Source organism: Acinetobacter sp. V104_13, assembly GCF_031798995.1.
Classification (GTDB): Bacteria; Pseudomonadota; Gammaproteobacteria; order Pseudomonadales; family Moraxellaceae; genus Acinetobacter; species Acinetobacter pittii.
On sequence record NZ_JAVQNP010000025.1, the window covers coordinates 105,501 to 130,465 of the forward strand.

Below are 24,965 nucleotides of genomic sequence, written 5' to 3' on the forward strand. Positions count from 1 at the left end.
GGCTTTGACTTCCTCAATAGAGAATTTACGGGCATTTTATCGATACTGAAATTCACTAAATTAGTGTTATTTCAGGACAATAAAGATGCTTATAAATTCTCAAATGCGCATCTTGCATCAGTCTGGCATTGTCTTATGCGGACTTAAAACAAATGATATTTCTCCATCTCTCCTTATTTCCAGTTTGGCAAATCAAGCCAAGGGGTATAGAGGAGAATAACCATGTTAGAACTTATACTTGTTTTATTTATTGCTATTTTTTTAGCATGGTGCCTCAGTAAATATCTATCCAAAGTGATGGCAAATCAGCCGATGTGGGGTGATGGATTATTCCGCTGGATTGAAAATCCTGTATACCGCTTGTTAGGTGTATCTCCACAACAACAAATGAACTGGAAACAATATTCTTTAGCATTTGTTGTGAGCTGTATTTTTCTTGCTGTGGCTATTCTTGCTATTTTTATGACGCAAGCATGGCTACCATTAAACCCAAATCATGCACCAAATATGAGTTGGGATTTAGCACTACACACTGTTATTTCATTTTTAACAAACACCAACCAACAGCATTATTCTGGTCAGGCTCAGTTATCTTATTTGTCGCAAATGACAGGTATTGTAGGTTTGCAAGTCATTACTCCAATGATGGGGCTGGCTTTGGTTGTTGCGACATTAAGAGCTTTCTTTTATCAGCGTCCAAGCCATATTACGGCCGATGTTGCTGAGCAGCCAGATCAAATTTTAATTGGTAACTATTGGGCAGATGTAATTCGTCCTACAGTTCGCTTTTTGCTTCCACTCTGTTTTGTCTGGTCATTGTTGCTTAACAGCCAAGGCGTGCCAGCAACTTTCCAAGGTGGGCCAGAAGTACAACTTATTGATAAAGCCGATAGCGTTGAAACTCAAAAAATTCCTTTAGGACCAGTTGCGCCAATGGTGGCGATTAAGCAATTAGGTAGTAACGGTGGTGGTTGGTACGGTCCAAATAGTTCTGTGCCTTTAGAAAATCCAACACCATTTTCTAATTTACTAGAAATGATTGCGATCTTACTTATTCCAATCACAGTCATTTTTATGGTGGGGCATTTTACCCAGCGTAAAAAGTTTGCTTACTTTGTCTTTGGCAGCATGCTTTTCATGTCAATTATTTCAGGTGCAGCGGCTGTCTGGTCTGAAAGTATGTCATCGACAGCATCTCAATTTGCCGTAATGGAAGGTAAAGAACAACGATTTGGACCAGCAGCATCAGCAGTTTGGGCAGCGCTTACTACACAGGTAAATAACGGCTCGGTCAATATGATGCATGATTCTTCTGCACCGCTTACCGGTTTAGTCGAACTCATTAACATGCTGATTAATGCGATTTGGGGTGGTGTGGGCTGTGGTCTGCAACAGTTTATGATTTATCTGTTACTTGCCGTATTTATTGCAGGTTTAATGACAGGCCGTACCCCTGAATTGTTTGGACGTAAGATTGAAGCAGCAGAAATTAAATTGCTCGCGATTATTATCTTGATTCAACCTTTAGTCATTCTTGCATTTACCGCATTAAGCCTCAGCGTTCCAGGCATATCTGGAATTAGTAATCCGGGACCACATGGTATTAGCCAAGTGTTCTACGAATATGTTTCTGCATTTGCCAACAATGGTTCAGGTTTTGAAGGTCTTGGAGACAACACTGTATGGTGGAATGTCACTTGTAGTATCGCTCTACTGTTAGGACGTTTTCCGACCTTAATTTTGCCATTAATGATTGCGACACGTTTAGCAGCAAAAAGAAAAGCACCCGAAACAGCAGGTAGTCTTCAGGTTGAAACTCCAACCTTTGCTTTAACGCTGATTACGATTGTTGTGTTGCTTACCTTATTACAATTTATGCCAGTTCTTGTCCTTGGGCCTATTGCCGATCAACTTTTGTTGGTTAAAGGCTAAGGAGGCGAGTGAAAATGAATACACAAACTCATGTAAATAGCCATAAACAAACCATGGCAGTGCCAAATTTTGAAGTTTGGAAAAATGCATTTGTGAAACTGCTACCGCAGCATGCAATTAAAAACCCTGTGATGGCAATTGTATGGCTTGGAACAGTGGTTACAGCATTTAGTACAGTCTTGGGTTACACCACGCTGTTATTTGGTTTCACGGTTACAGCAATTCTGTTTATTACCATTTTATTTGCTAATTATGCTGAAGCGGTTGCAGAGGCCAGAGGTCGTGGACAGGCATCTTCATTACGTGCAGCAAGAGAAAATTTAACGGCTCGAAGACTCAACTCTTTGACAGACCGTCAAGCGACTCAAGTTGCAGCGACTGAACTTCATTTAAATGATTTTATTGAAGTACATGCAGGTGAGCTTGTTCCAGCCGACGGTGAGATTGTAGAAGGCTTTGCCACTATTAATGAATCGGCTGTTACAGGTGAGTCAGCACCTGTGTTACGTGAAGCTGGAACAGACCGTTCAGGTGTTATTGGCGGAACCAAAGTTCTGACAGATCGTATTGTTGTGCAAGTGACTGCTGAATCTGGTCAAAGTTTCTTAGACCGTATGATTGCTTTGGTTGAAGGCTCAAATCGCCAGAAAACTCCGAATGAGATTGCACTTGGCTTCTTGTTAATGGTGATGACAATCACGTTTTTAATTGTCGTGATTAGCCTGCCATTTATTGCCAAGTATTTGCATATTGAACTTGATCCAGTTGTGCTCGTCGCATTATTGGTCTGCTTGATTCCTACAACCATTGGTGGTTTGTTACCTGCGATTGGGATTGCGGGTATGAACCGTGCACTTAAAGCCAATGTTTTGGCAAAATCAGGTAAAGCTGTCGAAGTTGCGGGCGACATTGATGTGCTTTTACTCGATAAAACAGGAACGATTACTTATGGTGACCGTCAAGCGACTTCTTTTTATTCTTTAACTTCGGTAACCGAGTCTGAGTTGAGAGCTGCTGCTTGGGTAAGTTCACTTGCTGACCCAACACCAGAAGGGAAGTCGATTGTTAAGTTAGCAAAAGAGCAAGGTTTAAAACAGCAAGAACCTGAACAAGCCGAATTTATCTCTTTTAGTGCTTCGACTCGAATTTCTGGTGTGAATTTACCTAATGGTGACCAAATTCGTAAAGGTGCTTTAGATGCGATCTTGAAGTTTGTAGATGAAGATTATTCTCAAGATTTGGAATTAAAAGCGCGTGTTGAACAAGTTGCCAAAAAAGGGGCAACACCATTGGTTGTCGCAAATCAACACCATGTATTGGGCGTAATTGAACTCTCAGATGTAATTAAACACGGCATTAAAGAACGTTTTGCTCGTTTAAGAGAAATGGGCATCAAAACCGTCATGGTCACAGGTGATAACCCATTAACTGCGGCCGCGATTGCTGCTGAAGCTGGTGTAGATGATTATATTGCCGAAGCAAAACCAGAAGACAAATTGGCTTGTATTCGCACCGAACAACAACAAGGTCGTTTAGTTGCAATGGTCGGTGACGGAACCAATGACGCGCCAGCATTAGCACAAGCTGATATTGGTCTAGCCATGAACTCGGGTACACAAGCCGCGAAAGAAGCCGGCAATATGGTCGATTTAGACTCAGACCCAACCAAACTACTTGCTGTGGTTGAGATTGGGAAACAGCAACTGATTACCCGTGGTGCTTTAACAACATTTTCATTAGCAAACGACGTCTCTAAATACTTTGCCATCTTGCCTGCATTGTTCGCTGCTGCGATTCCACAAATGCAAGTATTGAATGTAATGCACTTAGCAAGTCCAAACAGCGCGATTTTATCTGCATTAATTTTTAACGCGATTATTATCCCGCTATTAATTCCAATCGCACTCCGAGGCGTGAAATTTAAACCTTCAACTGCAACTCAGTTACTACGTCGAAATATGTTGATTTATGGGGTGGGCGGTGTAGTTCTACCATTCCTTGCCATTAAAGCAATTGATGTAGTGATTGTTCAATTATTTGGTTTGTAATCTGGAGTTTGAAATGAAAACTTATGCACAAAATTCAGAAGCAAATTTGGGTCAGACCTTAAGAGCATCTTTGGGATTATTAATTTTTACCTTAGTTGGCTGTGGCGCTGCTTATAGTGCGATTGCTACAGGTGCGGGACAGGTGTTATTCAACAATCAAGCAAATGGTAGTTTGATTGAAATAGATCATAAAGTTTTAGGGTCAAAATTAGTTGCTCAGCCATTTGTTGGAGAGGCTTATTTTCATCCGCGTCCTTCAGCAGTTGCTTATGACCCGATGGCTATGGCAGGTACAAACTTAGCTCGTACTAATCCTGAACTACAGAAACAAATTGATGCTCAGATTCTTGCGGTGAAAAAACAAGATCACACGGGCAATACACCTATTCCAAGCGATTTAGTGACTAAATCTGGTAGTGGTATTGATCCGCATATTAGTCCTGAATCTGCTCAGTTACAGGTTGCCAGAGTGGCTCAAGCTCGTCATTTAGACCCTAAGATTGTGGAAGAGCTTTTGCAAAAGTATGTTGAACCGAAGCAGTTTGGTGTACTAGGGCAAGCTCGTGTTAATGTATTACAGCTCAATATTGCTTTAGATCAATTACAATCTACACATTAACTTAAAAATAAAGTTATTAGTTTACCGGATGATATCAAGTGCAAAGCAATCGCGAAAATCAGGCTGAGGCCTTATTAAATCATGTCAACAGATATCAAGCCGGTCGACTAACGGTCTTTCTTGGTGCGGCACCTGGTGTAGGAAAAACTTATGCCATGCTCGCCCGCGCCAAAGAATTATTTCAACAGGGCACAGATGTTGTTGTTGGTATTGTTGAAACCCATGGAAGAATCGAAACTCTAAAAATTTTGGAAGGGTTGCCTCAGATTGCTAGAAAAGAAATGCAATATCAGGGGCATATTTTAGAAGAAATGGACTTGGATGCTATTTTACTTAGGCATCCGCAAATCGTTTTGGTTGATGAATTGGCTCATCGCAACGTCCCAAATAGTCGTCATGAACGACGCTGGCAAGATGTTAATGAGTTGCTAGATGCTGGTATTGATGTATTTACCACTATAAATATTCAACATTTAGAAAGCCTAAATGATGTGGTCTATCAAATTACAGGCATTCGAGTAAATGAAACAGTACCAGATCGGGTATTTGACCGTATTCGAGATATTCGCTTAATTGATTTACCCGTCAGTGAACTCATTGAAAGGCTCCATCAAGGAAAAGTCTATGTACCAGAGCAAGCAAATCTGGCATTACAAGGCTTTTTTAGCATTTCAAATTTAACAGCATTACGTGAACTGGCAATGCAATGCGTTGCTGAACATGTCGATTCAGACTTAAAGGAGAGTTATGCCTCAAAGGGTTTGAAATCTATATCTTTACAAAATGAATTGATGATTGCGATAGATGGGCAAGGCTCTTCTGAATATTTAGTGCGAGCAGGCTGCCGCTTAGCTGAACGCTATGGGGCTACGTGGATTGTGGTGAATGTGGCTAAAAGTTTGGACTTTGGACAGAGTTCAGTGAGTTCTTATAAAAAAGAATATATTGAAATCGATCGTGCATTTGAGCTGGCTCGACAACTCGGTGGTCGAACTGAAGTTTTATATGGGCCGCGAGTTGCGTCAGTGTTAATGGATGCGGCCGTTGACCGAGGAATTTCGAATCTAGTCATTGGTAAAAGTATTTCACCGTGGTGGTTAAAGTTATTTAAGAAAAATTTAGCTCAGCAATTATTAAATCAAGAAAACTCGATTGCTTTAACCATTTTGCACCCAGAACAGGGCACTAAAAAGATTAATCAGTTCGGAAAACCTTCATTTTTATCATTAAAAGAAAGCATTTTTGTTTTAGCTGTGACGTGCGGTAGTATTTTTCTAGCTCACTTCGCCGAAGTTCTATTTGGTATTGAAGATTTCTCTGTCATTTTTATTATTTCTGTTTTAATTGTTGCAACGAAAACCCGAATGCTTGCTGCTGTAGTGGCAGCCTTAATATGTTTTTTGGCCTATAATTTTTTCTTTATTGCACCACGTTATACTTTTCAGATTTCAGCACACCAAGGGGTGGTCACCGTTGTGGCTTTTTTTGCAGCAGCTTTAATTGCCGGGCGTTTGGCTTCTCAGTTACGCCAGCAAGTTTTATCTTTAAAAGCTGCCAATGCCTACACTACGGTAATGCAAGACTTGGCACGTAAGCTTTCTAGTGCAGTAAACCTTGAAGAAGTCATGCAAACAGGACGTATGACTTTAGAAACACAACTTCAAACTAAAGTGTGGATTTCTATTCGAGATAAGGTAATTTCATCTGATATTGAGCTAAATGATAAAGAAAAAGTAGCCGCAGAATGGTGTTTGAAACACAAGCAGCCGTGTGGGCGTTTTACCGATACTCTGAGTCAGTCAAACTGGTGGTTTTTACCTCTTTTAGAACAAAAAAATAGCCTAGGTATTGTGGGAATTTACTTTAAGGATGAAGTGGTTTCCTTAAATTTTGAGCAAAAAAAATTGACTGAAAGTGTAATTGAGTACATTGCACAGGCAGTACTTCGAACCCAATTGGTGAATGAGCTTGAACAAGCAAAAGTCACCAGTGAAACAGAGCGCTTACGTTCTGCTTTATTATCTTCGGTATCGCATGATTTACGTTCGCCACTTGCTTCTATCATTGGCGCAGCAGACACGCTTGCTAATTTTAAAGCTGAAATGTCAGAACAAGACCAGCAAGATTTGCTTGAAACAATTCATTTGGAAGGTGAGCGCTTAGACCGTTATATTCAAAACTTGCTTGATATGACTCGTTTGGGACACGAAGGTCTAACTTTAAAAAGAGACTGGATTGGTGTCGATGAGTTAATTGGTTCGGCAACCCGCCGTTTAAAGCGTTATAAACCAGATACGCAAGTATTAGTCCAGTTACCTGAGCAACCAATTAGTTTGTATGTTCACCCAGCACTGGTAGAGCAAGCTATTTTTAATGTTTTAGAAAATGCTGCAAACTTTTCACCTCCAGATGAACCAGTCATGATTCGTGCTCAACTTTCCTCAGAAGATGAAGTAAAAATTGAAATTGAAGATAGAGGAGCGGGAATTCCTGAAGACGAAAGACATCGTATTTTCGATATGTTTTACACGATGGAACGAGGAGACCGTGGAAAGTTTGGTACTGGTTTAGGGCTTACAATCGTAAAAGCGATTATTGGTGCTCATATGGGTACAATAGAAGCATTTTCAGGGCGCCAAAATAAAGGTACTTTAATTCAAATCAAATTACCCATTCATCCAGTAAAAGAATAAGTTGTAAATTCATGATAAGTTCCGAAACCTCACCTGTAGAAACACGTATTGTGATTATTGATGATGAGCCTCAAATCCGTAAATTTTTAGACATTGCTTTAAGAACTCAAAAATACAAAACCACGCTCTGCGAAACGGGGTACAAAGGCCTAGAGGCTTTGGCAACCCAAGGGGCTGATTTGGTGATTCTAGACTTAGGCTTACCCGATTTAGATGGAAAAGAAGTGCTTCAAGAATTACGTAGCTGGTCGAACGTTCCCGTTATTGTGTTATCTGTACGTGCTGATGAATATGAAAAAGTTGCCTTGCTAGACGCAGGGGCAAATGACTACATGACCAAGCCTTTTAGTGTGCAAGAGCTTTTGGCGCGCATACGTGTCATTTTAAGAAATCAACCGATTCAACAAGAAGCTCATGTGTATGACGATGGCTATCTCAAGGTTGATATCATGCAACGTTTAGTTTGGATCGAGCAACAACCAATTACTTTAACTCGAAAAGAGTTTCAGCTTTTGACGTTATTAATGCGCTATCAAGGGCAGCTTTTAACACAGCCTCAGCTCTTAAAAGAGCTATGGGGACCCACTCATCAGGAAGATACGCACTATTTACGTATTTTAGTGGGCAAGTTACGCAGTAAACTGGGGGATAACGCGATTCAGCCACGTTATATTGCTACTGAACCAGGGGTTGGGTTACGTTTTTTAGCTAAACAGAAAAATCATTAATTAGATATAAAAAAAACCTTAGGGTATTTCTCCCTAAGGGTGTGAAAAGTGGTTTATAGTTTTTTGCTCTTTTATTTATATATCCCAATGTTGTTCTGCTTCAGTCATTTGACTGTAAATATTTTGATATTCAGCCTGTTTAACCGTGTACCAATGTTCTACAAAGTCTGCCCCTAAATACCCTTTTAAAATAAGACTTCCCTTAAGTATTTTTAAGGCTTCCGGCTGATTGTTGGCTAATAAAATGTGCTCGTCTGGAAATTTTAAAAGATGTGCAGGTTTTGGTAGCGGTAACTTATAAGATAAGCCATAAGACGCGCCCGCTAAAATAGTCGCTGTCACCAGATAGGGGTTACAGTCAGCTCCAGCAACACGATATTCTAAGCGTTGATTTTGTATATCTGAGCATGGAATTCGTATTGCGACATTACGATTGTTGGTATCCCAATTGGCTTCTAATGGCACGTGATGACCAATTTTAAAACGTCTATAAGAATTAATATTAGGCGCTAAAATCGCCATAGATGCAGGCATTAACTCAATGAGTCCGCTAATCGCGCTCAATAATTTAGCTGAAAGCTCATTTTTTTCTACTTCTGAGCTAAATATATTTTCATGGTATTGATTCAGCATGCTCATATGAAAATGCATGCCACTACCAGCCTTTGCCAAGTTTGGTTTCGCCATGAAACAAGCGGTTAAGTCATGCTTTCTTGCGACTTGTTTTACAATTCTTTTTAAAGCATTAATTTGATCGCAGAGTTTTAAAATGTCATGGCTGTGTTGAAGATTTAATTCGTATTGTCCAGGGGATGATTCCGCAACAATTGCGGTAATTTCAATTGATTGTAGTAAGGCTGCTTTTTCAACCTCATCTAGGACTTGTTGATAGTTATTTGGCGCATCTATATCAAAACATTGGTTTTCTGAACATGTCTCGAATTGATGCTGAGGTGAGAAAAGGTAAAACTCTAGCTCGGCAGCCATGACAGGAAAATAATTATTAGCATGTAACTGATTTAATAATTTTTTTAATATATTACGTGGTTCATAGCGACACTCTGAACCATCTTCTTCTTGCATTGATAGGTAAAGCTGAGCATTTAATTCTGGGGATAAGGCACTTGGTTGCAAGCTGCCTAAAATGGGCAGGCAAAGTCTATCTGGTTCACCAATATATTTTCCCAAGCCTGTTTCTTCAATCACTTTCCCATCAAGGCTCATGGCATAAACAGAAAGAGGAAAATAACATCCATTAGATAGATTTTTCAAACTCTTAACATCAATACGTTTGCCACGAATATGCCCGTTTAAGTCATGTAGACAAATATCAATGTGCTGAGTGTGAGGATATAAACTTAAATATTCATCAACTTCTTTTAAAAAAAGATCTGCGTTGAAAGTATGATCTTGTGTCGGTGGAATAAAATCATCTGATATTTTAAATGCCTTAAAGTGAGGATCTTTTAAGTTTAAATTTGGGTAAATAAGCGTACTCATTATAAAAAACCTTGGTGGTTATTTAGCTAAAATCCTACCTTAGCCTTTGAAGGAAATCGCGTAAAAAAAGAGTAAAGATGGTTGAACAATATTTTATGAGTAATTTGATTTTTTATATTTATAATCAATATATTGTAGTTTATTTTGATAATCAATTTTTAAAGTAAAATTAGTGTATAAGAGCAGTCAGCGCATTACAAAATTCTACGGATTTCTCTTTTTTAAATTAAACAAAGCTAAAAATTTAAGCTTCTCATTTGGTGAGATGGTCAAACTGCTTTAAACTTAAATGCTTATCCAGTTAAACATTTATTTATAAATCTTGAATTGAGCAAGGCTTATATGGCACATGTACTGGAATTTTATTTTTTGCGTTTTTTTAATTTTTATTTTTGAGTTCTCTTAATATGAAAAATATCGGTTTAGCCATTTTAGCAATTAGCCTTTCAGGTTGTGCTGCAATGAGCGTAGAAGAATGTAAGACTGCGAATTGGTCATTAGTGGGTGAGAAAGATGGTTCAAAGGGGTCTTCGCCACGTTTAGATCAATATTATAAAGCGTGTGGAAAAGCCAATATTGTTCCAGATCAAAAGTCATATGAACGTGGGTATAAAGAGGGTTTAGGGTATTATTGCCAGCCATCAAATATTTTTTATAACGCTTTAGAGGGTAACGGCAATATTAATGTATGCCCAATCGAGCAGCGTAATCGTTTAAGACCTTATTATCGAGCAGCTTCCGATTACTACAATGCAAAAAATGAATATGACCGTTATGACGAAAAGTTTAAGCAATATTCTGATAATGCTTACAACGAAAAATTAAAGCCAGAAGAGCGCGAACGCTATCGTAAACTTTTAAGAGAATTACAAATTGATCGTGACCGTATTAACAGAAACTATTGGAACTCAATTCGAGATATCGAACGTTTCAAATATGATCACGGCTTAAAATAATATTTTAAACAGGATTGATCTGAATGAGATCAATCCTTTGGTTTTTAAAGATAATAACTGGTTTTTGTCATTAACTTTGAAATAGCAGTCATCGTAATTTTTACTGCATATGGTAATTCAACACCGCCTGCTTCAAGTGCAGTATGACGGTGATGTAATTCATCTTCATTCATTTGCTCTAAAATTTTACGAGAACGTTCATCTTGAGCGGGTAACTGGTTTAAATGATCTTGCAAATGCAGACTAACCTGACGCTCAGTTTCAGCAACAAAACCTAAGCTATATTTATCACCTGCAATACCAGCAAGGGCACCCATGCCATATGACAACCCGTACCAGATTGGGTTTAACAAACTTGTATGACTGTTTAATTCTTTTAAACGATCTTCACACCAAGCTAAATGATCTTGTTCTTCAATCGCTGCTTGTTGCATTTCTTGGCGTACATTTGGCAATTTCGCCGTTAAGGCTTGCCCATGGTACAGTGCTTGAGCACATACTTCACCACTGTGGTTAACACGCATTAAACCTGCGACATGGCGAGCATCTTCTACACCAAGTTTTGTTTCTACTGTTTCAGCTGGATTTTGACGCTGTGCTGCTGTTGCGCCCGGAACAAGACTACGCAATGCCTGATCAAATGAGTTAATAAGTTGATCAATTCCAGTATAGTGGCGCATAAATTAGTCCTCTAAAGAAAGGTGGGCTGTGGCAAGCATTGGTTTTAGTCTAGCGAGAAGCCAGATACTAAAGATTGCACTAAGTACAGCTGTAATAATAAATAGTATTTTAATATCAATTTTTAAAACACTTAAGATTAAGATTGAAAAAATTGCAGAAGAAACCATGAATACAGCATTTAAAATGTTATTCGCTGCAACAACACGTGCACGATGTGAACGTGGTGAATAAGCCTGCATCATGGCATATAGGGGAACAATATAAAAACCGCCACTAATACCCAATAAAGTCACAGCAATCATGACATGGTAGTAAACCCAGCCTTGGGTAAAAACATCTTTTAAGGTAAGTAATGCCCCAGTTCTTTCTGGTACAAAAGCTAAACTGGCAGCAAGGTAGAGCGCAAAAACAGTAAGGCCAATTGCACCAATCGGCACCATTTTAATATTAATTTCTGAACCACCAATTTTACGGCAAAGAAGAGAACCCACACCAATACCGACTGAAAAGAAAGTCAGTAACAGGCTAACGACATTTTCTGATGCATGAAGGTTTTGCTGGGTAAGCTGCGGAATTTGAGTTAAATAAGTCGCACCATAAAACCAGTACCATGAGTTGCCTAGCAAAATTGTGAATACTAGTGGTAAGCTTTTGGCATATTTAATGGTTTGAAAGCTGGTACGGATGAAATTCCAGTCAATCTTTAAGTCAGGTGCAGCAACTTTTTGCGGCAAAATGAAGCGACTAAATAAATAGCCTATGCAAGCAATAGCCACTACGGTGATACTAATCCACAATAAATTACCATCTGATGAGGCAATTACGGCACCACCTAAGATCATCCCGAACAAGATCGCCATGGATGTGCCGGATTGAAATAGCGCATTACCCGACATTAACTCGTTCGGTTTTAAGATTTCAGGCAAAATTGCGTATTTAATCGGGCCGAAGAATGTCGAATGTGTCCCCATCAAAAATAAAGCAAAAAGAAGTAGCCATAAGTTTCCTAATAGGAAACCTGCAGTACCGATGAGCATAATGATGATTTCTAAAATTTTAATACCACGGACGAGTTGAGATCGTTCGTATTTGTCGGCGATTTGTCCAGCTGTGGCTGAAAAAAAGAAATATGGCAGAATAAACAAGAGGGCTGCCAAATTATTAAGAGTACTTACGGGAGCAGATTGTTGCTGAATCCATCCATAAGTAATCACCAATAATAAAGCTTGCTTAAAAACGTTATCATTTAATGCGCCAAAAAACTGGGTAAAAAACATCGGTACAAACCGACGTGAGGTCATCAGGTGCTCATCTTGTTTCATCATGTGCAAACTTCATTGTGTTTTATAAAAAAATGTGACCGAGTGTTAATTTGCATCGAAAACCATGTATGATATTTTTAACGCTTGATTAAATGAAAAATCAATGGTTTTGAGTGAGTTTTACACTCACATTGGTGCGTTTTATTAAAAAATAAGTCTAGAGTTTTCTATGCCTTCTAAAATTAAGTTTAAACAGTCAACTCTCTCACATTCTATGCATTTAATTTTAAAAATGCAGGGCATTCCTAAACTTATTTGTAGCAGCTTGTTGTTAAGCGTTTGCGTAACGCCAAGTTTTGCTCAAACTTCTGTTGAGAATAGTTCATCAACAACTTTAAACCAGACAGTATCTGATGAGTCAACTGAACAATCAGCTCAGGTTAACGAGCAATATACTGCTCCAGTTACAGATATCGCTACACTTGTAACCCAAGCTCAGCAGCAACAAGATAGCTTGGCTATATTGCAACAACAAGAACAATTTCCAAATCAAATTGATGAATTTAAGCCAATTACTCTTGATAATCTTGAAGATTTACCCGATATGCCTGTTGATCAAAACATGGCAAATGAAATTTATAGGGTAGCGGAAGAAGCGAAGAATGAAGCACAGAACTTTCAAAATGGGACTCAGAAACTCCCTGAAGTTACTGTAAGCGATGCAACTCAATCTGAATTAAATCAAATTAATCAGGCACCTGTAAATATTGATCAGCTTATGCAAGAGATTAAGTCTGATAGTAAGATTGTAGTTGAAGCCAATGAGACTGGAAAAACACTGCCTGAATTGACACCAGAGGCCGAAGAACCGCCTGAGCAAGCTGGTTTCTTTAAGCGTATTTTAAATAAAGTACGTCCACCGCGTGCAATTCCGATGGAACAAGTACCGCGTATTAGCGCAGAGGTAGAAGGTGCTTCAGATGTGTTAGCTAAAAATATTAAAGGTAAGTTGTCAACTTTTACTCAAGAATCTTTTGAAGACTTTAATGCTGCTTTACCTCAGCTTAGAACATTAAGTAATCAGGCTGCTCAAGCTGTTGGCTACTATAATGCTGAGTTCCGATTTGAAAAATTAAGTCCGAGTCGTGTTCGTGTCAGAGTGACACCAAATGAACCAGTACGAATTAATGAGCAAAATATTGAGTTTACAGGTCCAGGCGAAAAGCAGCCGCAATTTCAGGTTATTCGTTTAGTTCCCGATCAAGATGTGGGTGATATTTTTAACCACGGTTTATATGAAACCACTAAAACCCGTATTGTCGATGCAGCATCTGATAACGGTTATTTTGATGCTTATTGGCGATTGCATGATGTAAAAGTAAGTCAGCCAGAAAATAAGGCCGATATTAATTTACGCTACGAGACAGGTGAGCGTTATAAATTAGATAAGGTCGAGTTTCGTATGAGCGATCCTTCGAAACCTTTGCCATTAAATCAAAATATCTTAGAAAGTATGGCACCTTGGAAAGAGGGTGATGACTATGCTTTCTGGCGTGTAAATGCGCTCGCAAATAACCTAACCAACTCACGTTATTTTAATTACACCTTGGTTGATAGTATTAAGCCAGACCCTATTGAAAAGCCACTTGAGCTACCGCCTGATTTACAAGCTTTGGTGGATGAGCAAAATATTGATGTTGATGAGTCTAATTTACTTTCACCAGAACAACGACAACTTGCGAAAGCACGTCAATTAGCGACATCCAATAAAGAAGTTACGCAAAACGTGGTCGATGAAAAACAGTTTGCTGGAACACAAAATGCAAAACAGGCAGAACCTCAAACTGCGATGTTGCAAAGCGCTGCAGTTCAGCATGATGAACAGGAAACTGAACAGGATCGTTTACAAGCCCAAGCACGTGAAACAAAAAGAATTCCAGTTATTGTGACTTTAAATGCTGACAAGTTAAATAGTTTGGAAACTGGTATTGGTTATGGAACCGATACGGGTGCGCGTTTACGTAGTCAATATCGCCGTTCTATCGTAAATAAATATGGTCATTCTTTTGATGCCAACTTAGAAGTTTCTGAAATTCGTCAATCGATTGATGGTCGATATAGTATTCCCTATAAACATCCGTTAAATGACTATTTCAATATTGTGGGCGGTTATGAGCGTGAAACACGGGATGATATTGGTCCGGATGTAAGCCTGTTAACCGAATCTGCCGTTGTGGGCGGTGAGCGTATAATCAAACGTCCATTAGGTAATTGGCAGCACACTATTGGGGTCCGCTATCGTTTAGATCGTTTGACCCAAAAAGGTAATGTTGATATTTCTGAATTACCAGATGCTTTTAAAACTGCTGCATCTGAGCAAGAAGCATTATTGTTTAGTTATGAAACATCTAAAACCTCAAGTAATACACGTTTAAACCCAACAAAAGCTTTTAAACAAACTTATAAATTAGAATTAGGCAGCGAGAGTTTATTGTCAGATGCCAATATGGCAATTGCGAGTGCAGGCTGGAGATTTATTTATTCTCTAGGTGAAAATGATGATCACCAATTCGTCGGAAGATCTGACCTGAGCTATATCTTTACAGATGATTTTGACAAAGTTCCATACAATCTTAGATTCTTTACGGGTGGTGACCAAACAATTCGTGGATTTGACTATAAAAGTCTTTCTCCAGAAGTAGATGGATATAAAATTGGGGGCCAAGCTTTAGCTGTAGGCTCTTTAGAATATAACTATCAGTTCAAAGACGGATGGCGAGCAGCTGTTTTCTCTGACTTTGGTAATGCTTATGATAAAGATTTCAGTAATCCAGCAGCTTATAGCGTTGGTGTCGGAATTCGCTGGAAGTCTCCAATCGGCCCAATCCGTTTAGATGTCGCTTCGGGTATTTCAGATGAGAACCATCCGATTCGTTTACATTTCTTTATAGGCCCACAACTTTAAAAATAAAATTTTATTAGGTTTATTTTATGGCGGAAGTAGAACAGCAGCCCACTTCGGCACCAAGCTCTCCTAAGAAGAAGCGTCGCATTTTGCGTAGCTTCTTGCTGACGATATTGATCATATTGTTATTATTGGCTTCTTCGTTAGTCATCATGATGTCAACGGACCGCGGAAGCCGTTTTTTATTAGATCGAGTTTTAGAAGCTCAGAAAATAATTAAATATGAATATGAAGGCGGCAACTTATTGCGAGGCATTATTCTCAAAAATGTGTTGGTGCAATTAAAAGACGTTGATGTTTCATTAGATCGAGCTGATGTAGGCTTAGGATGGCGCTCTTTATTATTAGAAAAAGAAGTACATTTAAGCCATGCAGATGTGCGCAACTTACGCATTATTAATAAAACTCCGCCTTCTGGTAAACCGTTTGAATTTAAACCAATCAAGTTACCCTTTGTTTTACGCGTAGATGAAGGTGATGTCGACCATTTAGAGCTTAAATTGTCGAGTTCAGATGTAAGTTTTTATAATGTCCATTTGCAAGATGCGCTCTGGTCAGAGACAAAACTAGAATTTGAAAAATCCAGTATGGATATGGGCTATCTTTCAGTCCACAACGCCACAGGCAAAATGGACTTTAGTGGTAAATATCCATTAGATGCCACAGCAGATTTAAGAATTCCATCTTTAAAAAGTTTAAATATTCAAAATATTAAAGTGGCTGCTCGGGGAAGTTTGGATACTATAAAAGCTGGGGTTGCAACAACCACTCCCGATCTATTAACAGGTTGGGTAATATTGCATCCTGTTCGCGATGAAGTTCCAATGCAAGGTGAACTATTATTAAAAAACTATCATTTACCTTTGCTACAAGAACAAAAACTATTTGCAAAAAATGGTGTGATCAAGTTTCAAGGTGATATTAAACAGCTTAATTTGGCACTTGATACAGATTTAAAGGGTGAGAATTTACCTGAAGGTCAGTACAACGCTTTAATGAATACTGATTTAGTTCATCAGCTTAATATTACCGATTTCAATGGCCAAGTTATGAAAGGTGCCGTTAATCTTAAAGGTCTGGTGAATTGGAAAGATCATGTGACTTGGGACATCAAAGGTCGTTTAGATCGCATTAATCCTAAAGACAAAGCAATTCCTCAGGTGGTTCAAGACTTTTTACCGCCAAGTTTAGATGCTGCTATTGCTTCAACTGGTTCTTTAGAAAAAGGCACAGAAGTATTTGCTAATGTTGATTTTGACCGTTATGAGTCTTGGAAACTCAAGCTTAATCAGGCACCTGAAAAAAATAATAAACCTCAGCCAATGCTCATGAATGTGGCGTGGGCGAATATAGACCGTGCGATGCCTTATATTGGATGGTTAAGTAGTGATAATGGTCAAGTCGATTTAACATTACGTGACGGTCAACAAGATATTAAGGTTGCTACAAAAGTATATCAGCATGAAAAAACTTTATTGCCAGCAGGACAATACCTAGCCAACCTGAATGTTAAAGATAATATCTTAAATGTGCCTAATTTTAGTTTTGCTGCTGAAAAAGGTAGCTTAACAGGTCAGGCTAAAGTTTTATTACCTACTGAAAAACGTCAGCTGGCTTGGAATGCTTTATTAAATGCAAAAGATTTTAATCCGCAAAGTATTCATGCAGCAGCGCCGGTCAATCTATTAAACGGTTCGATTAAGGCAAATGGTTTCGCTAAACCAAACCAGCAAATTATTCAGTTTGAGAAAATTGATTTAACTGGTCGATTGGCTCAAGCAGGTCAAGAAACTGTAAGTTTAGGTGGAAAAAGTACAGCAGCATTATTATTTCATGATGTTAAAGCTGGCGGCGGTTTTAAAGGCTTTGCGGTTAATTATGACGGGTCTTTAAAAGCCTTAAAACAGGCAAATGGTTTGTTGAAATTTTCTATAGCGGGCACGCCAGATTTTATTCGAATTAACCAGTTACAACACGATGGTGTGGCTGGAAAAATCTATGCTACTGGTTCTGTCAATTTAAAAGACCGCATTGCATGGGATATTAATAGTTCATTAGTACGCTTTAAGCCTCAATATTTTGCCTCAACTGTTAAAGGTGAAATTTCAGGAAATCTGAAAACTCAAGGGGTTTGGTCTGATCACTTGAAGCGAATTAATATTCAACAATTGAATCTTGCAGGCTTTTTAAATAATAAACCTGTTCGGGGTAAGGGTAATCTATCTCTATTGATGGATTCTAATCAAAATGGCTTTTTACCTCAGCAATTTGAAGCGAATAACTTATTTTTAGTGTATGGACAGAACCAGTTACAAGCTACTGGCAATGCACAAAATCTAAAAATTAAGCTGAATGCGCCAGCACTCTACGAGTTATATCCAGGACTGCGCGGACGAGCTTATGGTGATTTGAATGTTCAATCACAACCACGTTTAAAAGCAACAGCCAATATTGCCGTAGATAATTTTGCTTTTAATACACTCGTAAGTGTGAAGAGATTGAGTATTCAGGGTGAGCTTCCAACATCGGAAACAACACCGACTCAATTAACCGCAAAATTAAATAATCTGCGTAGCGGAAATAGAGAAATCCAGTCTGCTGAAGTGAATTTGACAGGAACAAGAAAAGCACATTTATTGAAAGTACTTGGCAATAATAGTGTTTCCAAGTTCTATGTTCAGTTGGCAGGTGGATTTAATCAAAAGAATGATTGGTTAGGTCAAATCCAGAAAGGAAGTTTTGATTCACGACGAATTCGTCTGGCACAAAATCAAAATGCTCCAGTAATTTTTTCTTCAGCGAAATCTGAGCTATATGTGGGCCAACATTGCTGGCAAAGTACCAATAGTCAGCTCTGTTTTGATCAGCCTGTAAGAGTGAGTAAAGCACGAGGGAATATTTCCTTTGTAACTCAGAACATGGACTTAAGTGATTTCGCGGCATTTATGCCGGAAGGCTTAGCGATGACTGGACAATTAAATGGTTACGCTAAGGCATCGTGGGTAAATGGTGGTAATCCAAAACTTGATGCACGTTTAATTACGCGTAAAGGTGAAATCGGTTTAGCTGCTGAAGATCCACAAGATCCTGCAACGACTTTGGCTTATGATGAGTTAGGGGTGATTGCAAAAAGTGTATCAGAGGGTTTGTTATTCCGTGTTGATGTTAAAACACCGGATATTGGTACGGGTTATGCGAACGTGATTATCAACCCATTCCAGTCGTCAATGCCAATGCATGGTGAAGTGGCCTTTAATGATGTTCAATTAAAAGTCTTGAAACCATTTATTCAAGATGTTCGCTCAATGAGTGGGACGTTAGCCTTGGCTGGTAAAGTCAACGGTACATTAACTCAACCTCAGTTTACTGGTGAAATGCGTCTGAAAAATGGTGCGATCAGCATGATTTCTCTGCCAGTGAATCTAACCAATGTGCAGGTGTATTCATCAATTCGTCAGGATATGGCAACAATTGATGGAGCGTTTAATAGTGGGCAAGGTGTAGGCTTGCTTAAAGGTAGTTTTGAGTGGAAAGATGCGCCGCGCCTTCAATTAAATCTGAAAGGTGATAATTTACTGGTACGTCAAGCGCCATTAATTACAGCAATTGCCAACCCGAATCTGACACTTGATATGTATCCTTTTGATAAGCGTTTAAGCTTAAAAGGATCTGTAGATGTTCCTCGTGCACGTATTTCAATGCCAGAAACAACTGCTCCAATTATTAATACCTCATCAGATGTTCGCATCGTGCGCCAAGGTCAAGACCCACTTGCAATTTTACGGGCCGCTAAACCTTGGGATATTCGAGCTGACATTTCTGTTAATATTGGAAAACAAGTGATCTTCCAAGGCTTTAACAGTAATATTCCGTTAGTTGGTCGTCTAAACTTAAGCCAACGTGGCTATGAGACTGCAATGAGAGCTAACGGAGCGATTGGTGTTAGCCAAAAAGTGAAAATTGAAGCTTATGGACAAAGTCTAGACTTAAACCGAGCAATTGCCCGTTTTAATGGACCATTGGCTAACCCGACTTTAGATATCGATGCGAACAAAAATGTTCAGGGTAGTATGGTTGGGGTACGTGTTACAGGTACTGCAACATCGCCAAACATTCAGGTCTATAACGATGCAGGTTTATCTGAGCAAGAAGCATTGAATGCGCTTGTGACTGGTCGTATTAATGAAGGTTCGAGTGGCTTAAGTAATGCAGAAGGTTTTAAATCTGATGTAAACAACACCATTGCAGCTGCGGGTATTAGTATGGGCTTGGGTGGTACACGTGCTTTAACTAACCAGATTGGACGTACGTTTGGTTTGAGCGGTTTAGCTTTAGATGCACAAGGTACAGGTGATGATACACAAGTGAGTTTAACGGGTTATATCACACCGGATCTGTTTATTCGTTATGGTGTTGGGGTGTTTACTCCTGTAAATAAACTCACATTACGTTATCAAATGAATCGACGTTTATACTTAGAAGCAAGTCAATCTTTAGAAAGAGCAATCGATCTTTTCTACAACTGGCGCTTTTAGTTAGTTGAAACCAATAATGAATAAATTAAAAGCTCACTATTGTGGGCTTTTAATTTAATAACGCCTTCATAACATTTAAAAAAGTTGAGTATTTATGATTTAAAGTATCGCTTCTCTTAAGAGTAAAGAAGCCTTGGATAGGTATTGATTAAAGAAAATTCACTTGAAAATTGCTGTTTTATAAATTAGTTTTCAGAAACATTAAATGAAATTAGATTGATATACCTTGTTGATAAATGCAAATAAGGTGGGTTTTTTCAAGGATATAGTAGTGAATATAGATACTTATGTTGAAATTAAAAATGGCAAGGAAAACGATATCAACGTTAAATATCGTGGCCTAATTCAAAAATTAACAGCAACATTGTCATTGACGCTCTTGTCATTTGGATGGTGCTCCACCGTAAATGCTGCACAACAACAAATTGCTTTAGTCGGAACATGGACATCAATTCCTAATGCACCGCTTGCGCAAAAACCAAAACAAGCCAGTGAGGGCTTGTACCAGCTTCAAGTGAATAAAGATGGAACTTTAACTCCTGTTAAAGTGTTGAAAATGAAAAGTCCTTCTTGGATTGTGAAATCGAAAGATGGCCGTTTTGCATATACCACTAATGAAGAAAACGAAGGTGCGGTGACCGCATTATCTATTCAAAACGGAAAGGTGGAAGTGTTGAACACAGTGGATAGTCATGGTGGACATCCAACACATGCAACAATCAGTTTAGATGGTAAGTTCCTGTTTGTGTCGAACTATTCAGCGTTCGATAAAGGCCGTGGTGGTGTGGCTGTTTTGCCAATTTTACCAAATGGCCATTTGGGTGAAAAAGTACAAAATATTGTTTTTGAGGAAGGTTCTGGCCACGTCAAAGGCCGCCAAGAAAGTGGACATGCTCATTCCACAACTTTTAGTCCAGATGGCAAGTATTTATATGCTAGCGATCTTGGAAATGACAAAGTCTATGCATTTCGTTATAACCCGAATAAGGCTCAGCCACTTGAAGCGGATACCAACCGCGATGTAACTTTTACACATGGTTCTGGCCCGCGTCATATGGTCTTTTCACCAAATGGCAAACATGCGTATGTTACCGCAGAAATGCGAAGTGAAATTGTGACATTTAACGTGCAAGATGGTCATTTGAAAAAAGTGGCTGAGCTAAAACTAATCCACGAGGATAAAACACCTGAATTTAAGAGTGCGAGTGGAATTATCCTTAGCCCAAATGGTAAATATGTGATTGCTGCCAATCGAGGTGCAGACAACAAACTTTTAGTATTTAAAATCCAACAGAATGGATTGCTAGGTAAGCCCGTTGTTTATAAAGCGAATGGTATTGAACCGCGTGCTTTCTCATTTGATGCATCTGGTAAATATCTATATGTAACCAATGTTTATAGTAACAATATTAGTTTATTCCGTTTTGATGCAAAAAATGGCACCTTAAAACCAGCTGGCGATGCAGCAAAAATATCAACACCTACGGATATTAAATTCTTTAATTAATCCAAAACACGAAACTGACCCTTCTAGTGCTTAATACAAAAGACCGAGATTTTGTTATCTCGGTTTTTTATAGCAGTTTTGGCAAAAACGATGATTTTCCGTATGATATGGACAGCAATAATTAGTGTAGTGAAATGATGAAAAAGATTTTATTGATTGCAATGAGTTTGCTCTTTGTTGGTTGTTCAGAAAAGAAACCATTAACACCAGAAGAGCAATGGCATGGCTTTTGTACTAGCGTAGGAAATGCTGCAAGAAGTATTGTTTTTGATCGTCAGCAAGCAATTGAAAAAACGCAGGCAGTTGAGCATGCAAATAAAATTGAAGATGAGATAACTAAAAAATTCATTCTGAATGTTATTGAAAAAGTTTATGCAATTCCAAAAGAAGAACTGACAAAAGATCCTCAAGCAATCCAAGAAAAAGTTAGAAAGCAAATGATGAATGAATGTTTGGCAACCCCTCATGACAAAATGCCAAAATATAAATCATTCTAATTGTGGATGAGGTTATTGAATTTTCATCTGACTGAAGCTCTTTTTGCTTAAAAATAGCTCAATTTCGCCCAATATGCTCATTATTTAAACACAGGTATTTAGATACAAAATAATGGGCATCACGGAGAAACACCCCGCGCTCATTAACTTTTACCTTGAACTCTAGTAAACTTTTGTAGTCCATATTACTTGTGAAGCTTTTAAGAAAGCTGGAATTTGCAAGTAATTTTTCAAAAAAAGAGGAATGAACACCGTGCTAGAAGCTTACCGCCAACACGTTGAAGAACGTGCCGCACTCGGAGTCCCACCGAAGCCACTTGATGACGCTCAAACAGCTCAGCTTGTTGAACTATTAAAAAATCCACCAGCAGGCGAAGAAGCGTTCTTGGTAGATTTGCTTGAAAACCGTGTTCCTGCAGGTGTTGACCAAGCAGCTTACGTAAAGGCAGCATTCTTGGCAGCGATTGCAAAAGGCGAAGCAACTTCACCACTCGTTTCTAAAGAACGTGCAGTTTACTTACTTGGCACTATGCTAGGTGGTTATAACGTAGCACCACTTGTTGAACTTCTTGACAATGCTGAACTTGCAGGTTTAGCTGCTGAAGCATTAAAGAAAACTCTTCTTGTATTTGATGCATTCCATGATGTAGCAGATAAAGCAAAAGCTGGTAATGAAGCTGCTAAAGCTGTTTTACAATCTTGGGCTGAAGCAGAATGGTTCACTAGCCGTCCTGACGTTCCAGAAGAAATCAAAATCACTGTCTTCAAAGTAACTGGTGAAACAAACACTGATGACTTGTCTCCAGCTCAAGATGCTTGGAGCCGTCCAGACATTCCATTACATGCAAATGCAATGTTGAAAAACGAGCGTGATGGTATCAATCCTGAAAAACCAGGTGAAGTTGGTCCATTAAGCCAAATTAAAGAACTTATCGCGAAAGGTAATCAAGTTGCTTACGTTGGTGATGTTGTTGGTACAGGTTCAAGCCGTAAATCTGCAACTAACTCTGTTCTTTGGTTCTTTGGTGATGAACTTCCACACATTCCAAACAAAAAAGACGGTGGTGTGTGCTTAGGTTCTAAGATCGCTCCAATTTTCTTCAATACTATGGAAGATGCAGGTGCATTACCTGTAGAAATCGACGTTGCTAACATGAACATGGGCGACGAAGTAGTATTGAAAATTGACCATGCTGCTGCAAAAGTAACTGCTTTTAAAGATGGTGCTCAAATCGCAGAAGCTGACCTTAAAACTCCAGTACTTTTAGACGAAGTACGTGCGGGTGGTCGTATTAACTTGATCATTGGTCGTGGTTTAACTGCTAAAGCACGTGAAGAATTAGGTCTTGCACCTTCTACATTGTTCCGTACTCCAGTACAACCTGCTGACACTGGCAAAGGCTTCACACAAGCTCAAAAAATGGTTGGCCGCGCATGTGGTTTACCAGAAGGTCAAGGTATCCGTCCAGGAACTTACTGTGAACCTAAAATGACTACAGTTGGTTCTCAAGATACAACAGGTCCAATGACTCGTGACGAGTTAAAAGACTTAGCATGCTTGGGCTTCTCAGCTGACTTAGTGATGCAGTCTTTCTGTCACACTGCTGCGTATCCAAAACCAGTTGACGTAACAACTCACCATACATTACCTGACTTCATCATGAACCGTGGTGGTGTATCTTTACGTCCAGGTGACGGTATTATCCACTCTTGGTTAAACCGTATGTTACTTCCAGATACAGTAGGTACTGGTGGTGACTCACATACTCGTTTCCCAATCGGTATTTCATTCCCGGCGGGTTCTGGTCTTGTTGCGTTCGCAGCAGCAACTGGTGTTATGCCACTTGACATGCCAGAGTCTGTACTTGTTAAGTTTAAAGGTAAAATGCAACCTGGTATCACTTTACGTGACCTTGTACATGCAATTCCTTACTACGCAATTCAAGCGGGTGATTTAACAGTAGAGAAGAAAGGTAAGAAAAATATCTTCTCTGGTCGTATCCTTGAGATCGATTTATCAGAAATGGAAAATGACTTGACTGTTGAGCAAGCATTCGAACTTTCTGATGCGTCAGCTGAACGTTCTGCTGCTGGCTGTTCAATTACACTTTCTGAAGAGAAAGTTGCTGAATATCTACGTTCTAACATCACGATGTTGAAGTGGATGATCGCAGAAGGTTATGGCGATGCACGTACACTTGCTCGTCGTGCTGAAAACATGCAGAAGTGGTTAGATAACCCAAGCTTGTTAAAAGCTGATGCTGATGCTGAATACTTAAAAGTTTACGAAATTGATCTAGCTGACATTAAAGAACCAATTCTTTGCTGCCCGAACGATCCAGATGACGCGAAACTTCTTTCTGAGGTTCAAGGCGACAAGATTGATGAAGTATTCATCGGTTCTTGTATGACTAACATCGGTCACTTCCGTGCAGCTGGTCAGTTACTTGACAAAGTACCTGGTGGTTCATTGTCTACTCGTTTATGGTTGGCTCCACCAACTCGTATGGACGAGCACCAATTAATGGAAGAAGGCTTGTATAACATCTATGGCCGTGCTGGTGCACGTACAGAGATGCCAGGCTGTTCATTATGTATGGGTAACCAAGCACGTGTAGCGCCGAACACAACTTGTGTATCGACTTCTACTCGTAACTTCCCGAACCGTTTAGGTCAAGGCGCAAATGTTTACTTAGCGTCTGCTGAGCTTGCATCAGTAGCTGCGGTTCTTGGTAAATTACCAAGCCCAGAAGAATATCAACAGTACGCTTCGCAAATCGACAGTGCTTCTGCTGACATCTACAAATACTTAAACTTCGACAAGATGAGCGAATATACTAAAGAAGCTGATCAAGTTGATACTAAGAAAATCCAAGCTGCTCAATTGACTTAATACGTCGATTTAGTACAAAAAAGGAGCTGATTATTCAGCTCCTTTTTATTTTAAATGAGACTTTGTACATTATTAGACTTAGAAAATAATAAATAGATCAAACTTTATTTAATGAAAATGTAAAAATAAATATTACTCTAGATATTAAA

Annotated in this window: 14 protein-coding genes; 11 read left to right on the plus strand and 3 right to left on the minus strand. The window is 39.1% G+C overall.

Going from position 1 to position 24,965, the window contains the following annotated elements:
- Nucleotides 1-222: 222 nt before the first annotated feature.
- From kdpA to RMB06_RS10090, 5 genes are read left to right on the plus strand one after another with little or no spacing between them, the layout of a single operon-like run.
- Nucleotides 223-1,932, plus strand: coding sequence for a potassium-transporting ATPase subunit KdpA (kdpA, locus tag RMB06_RS10070; RefSeq protein ID WP_311079325.1), 1,710 nt, complete (start codon nt 223-225; stop codon nt 1,930-1,932).
- 8 nt (nt 1,933-1,940) lie between these two features.
- Nucleotides 1,941-3,980, plus strand: a complete 2,040-nt coding sequence (kdpB, locus tag RMB06_RS10075) for a potassium-transporting ATPase subunit KdpB (RefSeq protein WP_311079327.1) — start codon at nt 1,941-1,943, stop codon at nt 3,978-3,980.
- A gap of 13 nt (nt 3,981-3,993) precedes the next feature.
- Complete coding sequence (kdpC, locus tag RMB06_RS10080; protein ID WP_311079328.1) at nt 3,994-4,599, plus strand: potassium-transporting ATPase subunit KdpC; 606 nt, start codon at nt 3,994-3,996, stop codon at nt 4,597-4,599.
- 38 nt (nt 4,600-4,637) lie between these two features.
- The gene (locus RMB06_RS10085; RefSeq protein WP_311079329.1) at nt 4,638-7,292 is read left to right on the plus strand and encodes a sensor histidine kinase KdpD; all 2,655 of its coding nucleotides are present in this window, start codon (nt 4,638-4,640) and stop codon (nt 7,290-7,292) included.
- 11 nt (nt 7,293-7,303) lie between these two features.
- Nucleotides 7,304-8,020 carry a response regulator transcription factor gene (locus RMB06_RS10090; RefSeq protein WP_311079330.1) on the plus strand — a complete coding sequence of 239 codons (717 nt, stop codon included), beginning with the start codon at nt 7,304-7,306 and terminating at the stop codon, nt 8,018-8,020.
- A 75-nt stretch (nt 8,021-8,095) separates the two neighbouring features.
- On the opposite strand, the gene RMB06_RS10095 is transcribed toward RMB06_RS10090, so the two are convergent.
- On the minus strand, nt 8,096-9,520 hold the full coding sequence (locus tag RMB06_RS10095; protein ID WP_311079331.1) for a glutamine synthetase family protein: 1,425 nt from the start codon (nt 9,518-9,520) through the stop codon (nt 8,096-8,098).
- A gap of 407 nt (nt 9,521-9,927) precedes the next feature.
- On the opposite strand from RMB06_RS10095, the gene RMB06_RS10100 reads away from it, so the two are divergent.
- On the plus strand, nt 9,928-10,476 hold the full coding sequence (locus RMB06_RS10100) for a DUF2799 domain-containing protein (protein ID WP_017398502.1): 549 nt from the start codon (nt 9,928-9,930) through the stop codon (nt 10,474-10,476).
- A gap of 44 nt (nt 10,477-10,520) precedes the next feature.
- Here RMB06_RS10100 and coq7 read toward each other — a convergent pair whose 3' ends face one another.
- Nucleotides 10,521-11,156 carry a 2-polyprenyl-3-methyl-6-methoxy-1,4-benzoquinone monooxygenase gene (gene coq7, locus RMB06_RS10105; protein ID WP_002119684.1) on the minus strand — a complete coding sequence of 212 codons (636 nt, stop codon included), beginning with the start codon at nt 11,154-11,156 and terminating at the stop codon, nt 10,521-10,523.
- 3 nt (nt 11,157-11,159) lie between these two features.
- A complete protein-coding gene (locus RMB06_RS10110; RefSeq protein ID WP_014207111.1) occupies nt 11,160-12,482 on the minus strand; it encodes an MFS transporter in 1,323 nt (440 codons plus the stop codon).
- 166 nt (nt 12,483-12,648) lie between these two features.
- Between RMB06_RS10110 and RMB06_RS10115 the strand changes: the two genes are divergently transcribed.
- The 5 genes from RMB06_RS10115 to RMB06_RS10135 all read left to right on the plus strand — a co-directional run bounded on the left by RMB06_RS10115 (nt 12,649) and on the right by RMB06_RS10135 (nt 24,816).
- Nucleotides 12,649-15,384 carry an autotransporter assembly complex family protein gene (locus RMB06_RS10115; protein WP_311079332.1) on the plus strand — a complete coding sequence of 912 codons (2,736 nt, stop codon included), beginning with the start codon at nt 12,649-12,651 and terminating at the stop codon, nt 15,382-15,384.
- Between the two features lie 26 nt (nt 15,385-15,410).
- The gene (locus RMB06_RS10120; protein WP_311079334.1) at nt 15,411-19,919 is read left to right on the plus strand and encodes a translocation/assembly module TamB domain-containing protein; all 4,509 of its coding nucleotides are present in this window, start codon (nt 15,411-15,413) and stop codon (nt 19,917-19,919) included.
- Between the two features lie 271 nt (nt 19,920-20,190).
- On the plus strand, nt 20,191-21,426 hold the full coding sequence (locus RMB06_RS10125; protein ID WP_262727903.1) for a lactonase family protein: 1,236 nt from the start codon (nt 20,191-20,193) through the stop codon (nt 21,424-21,426).
- Between the two features lie 134 nt (nt 21,427-21,560).
- On the plus strand, nt 21,561-21,923 hold the full coding sequence (locus tag RMB06_RS10130; RefSeq protein WP_005073636.1) for a hypothetical protein: 363 nt from the start codon (nt 21,561-21,563) through the stop codon (nt 21,921-21,923).
- A gap of 253 nt (nt 21,924-22,176) precedes the next feature.
- The gene (locus RMB06_RS10135) at nt 22,177-24,816 is read left to right on the plus strand and encodes a bifunctional aconitate hydratase 2/2-methylisocitrate dehydratase (RefSeq protein WP_311079340.1); all 2,640 of its coding nucleotides are present in this window, start codon (nt 22,177-22,179) and stop codon (nt 24,814-24,816) included.
- Nucleotides 24,817-24,965 lie beyond the last annotated feature (149 nt).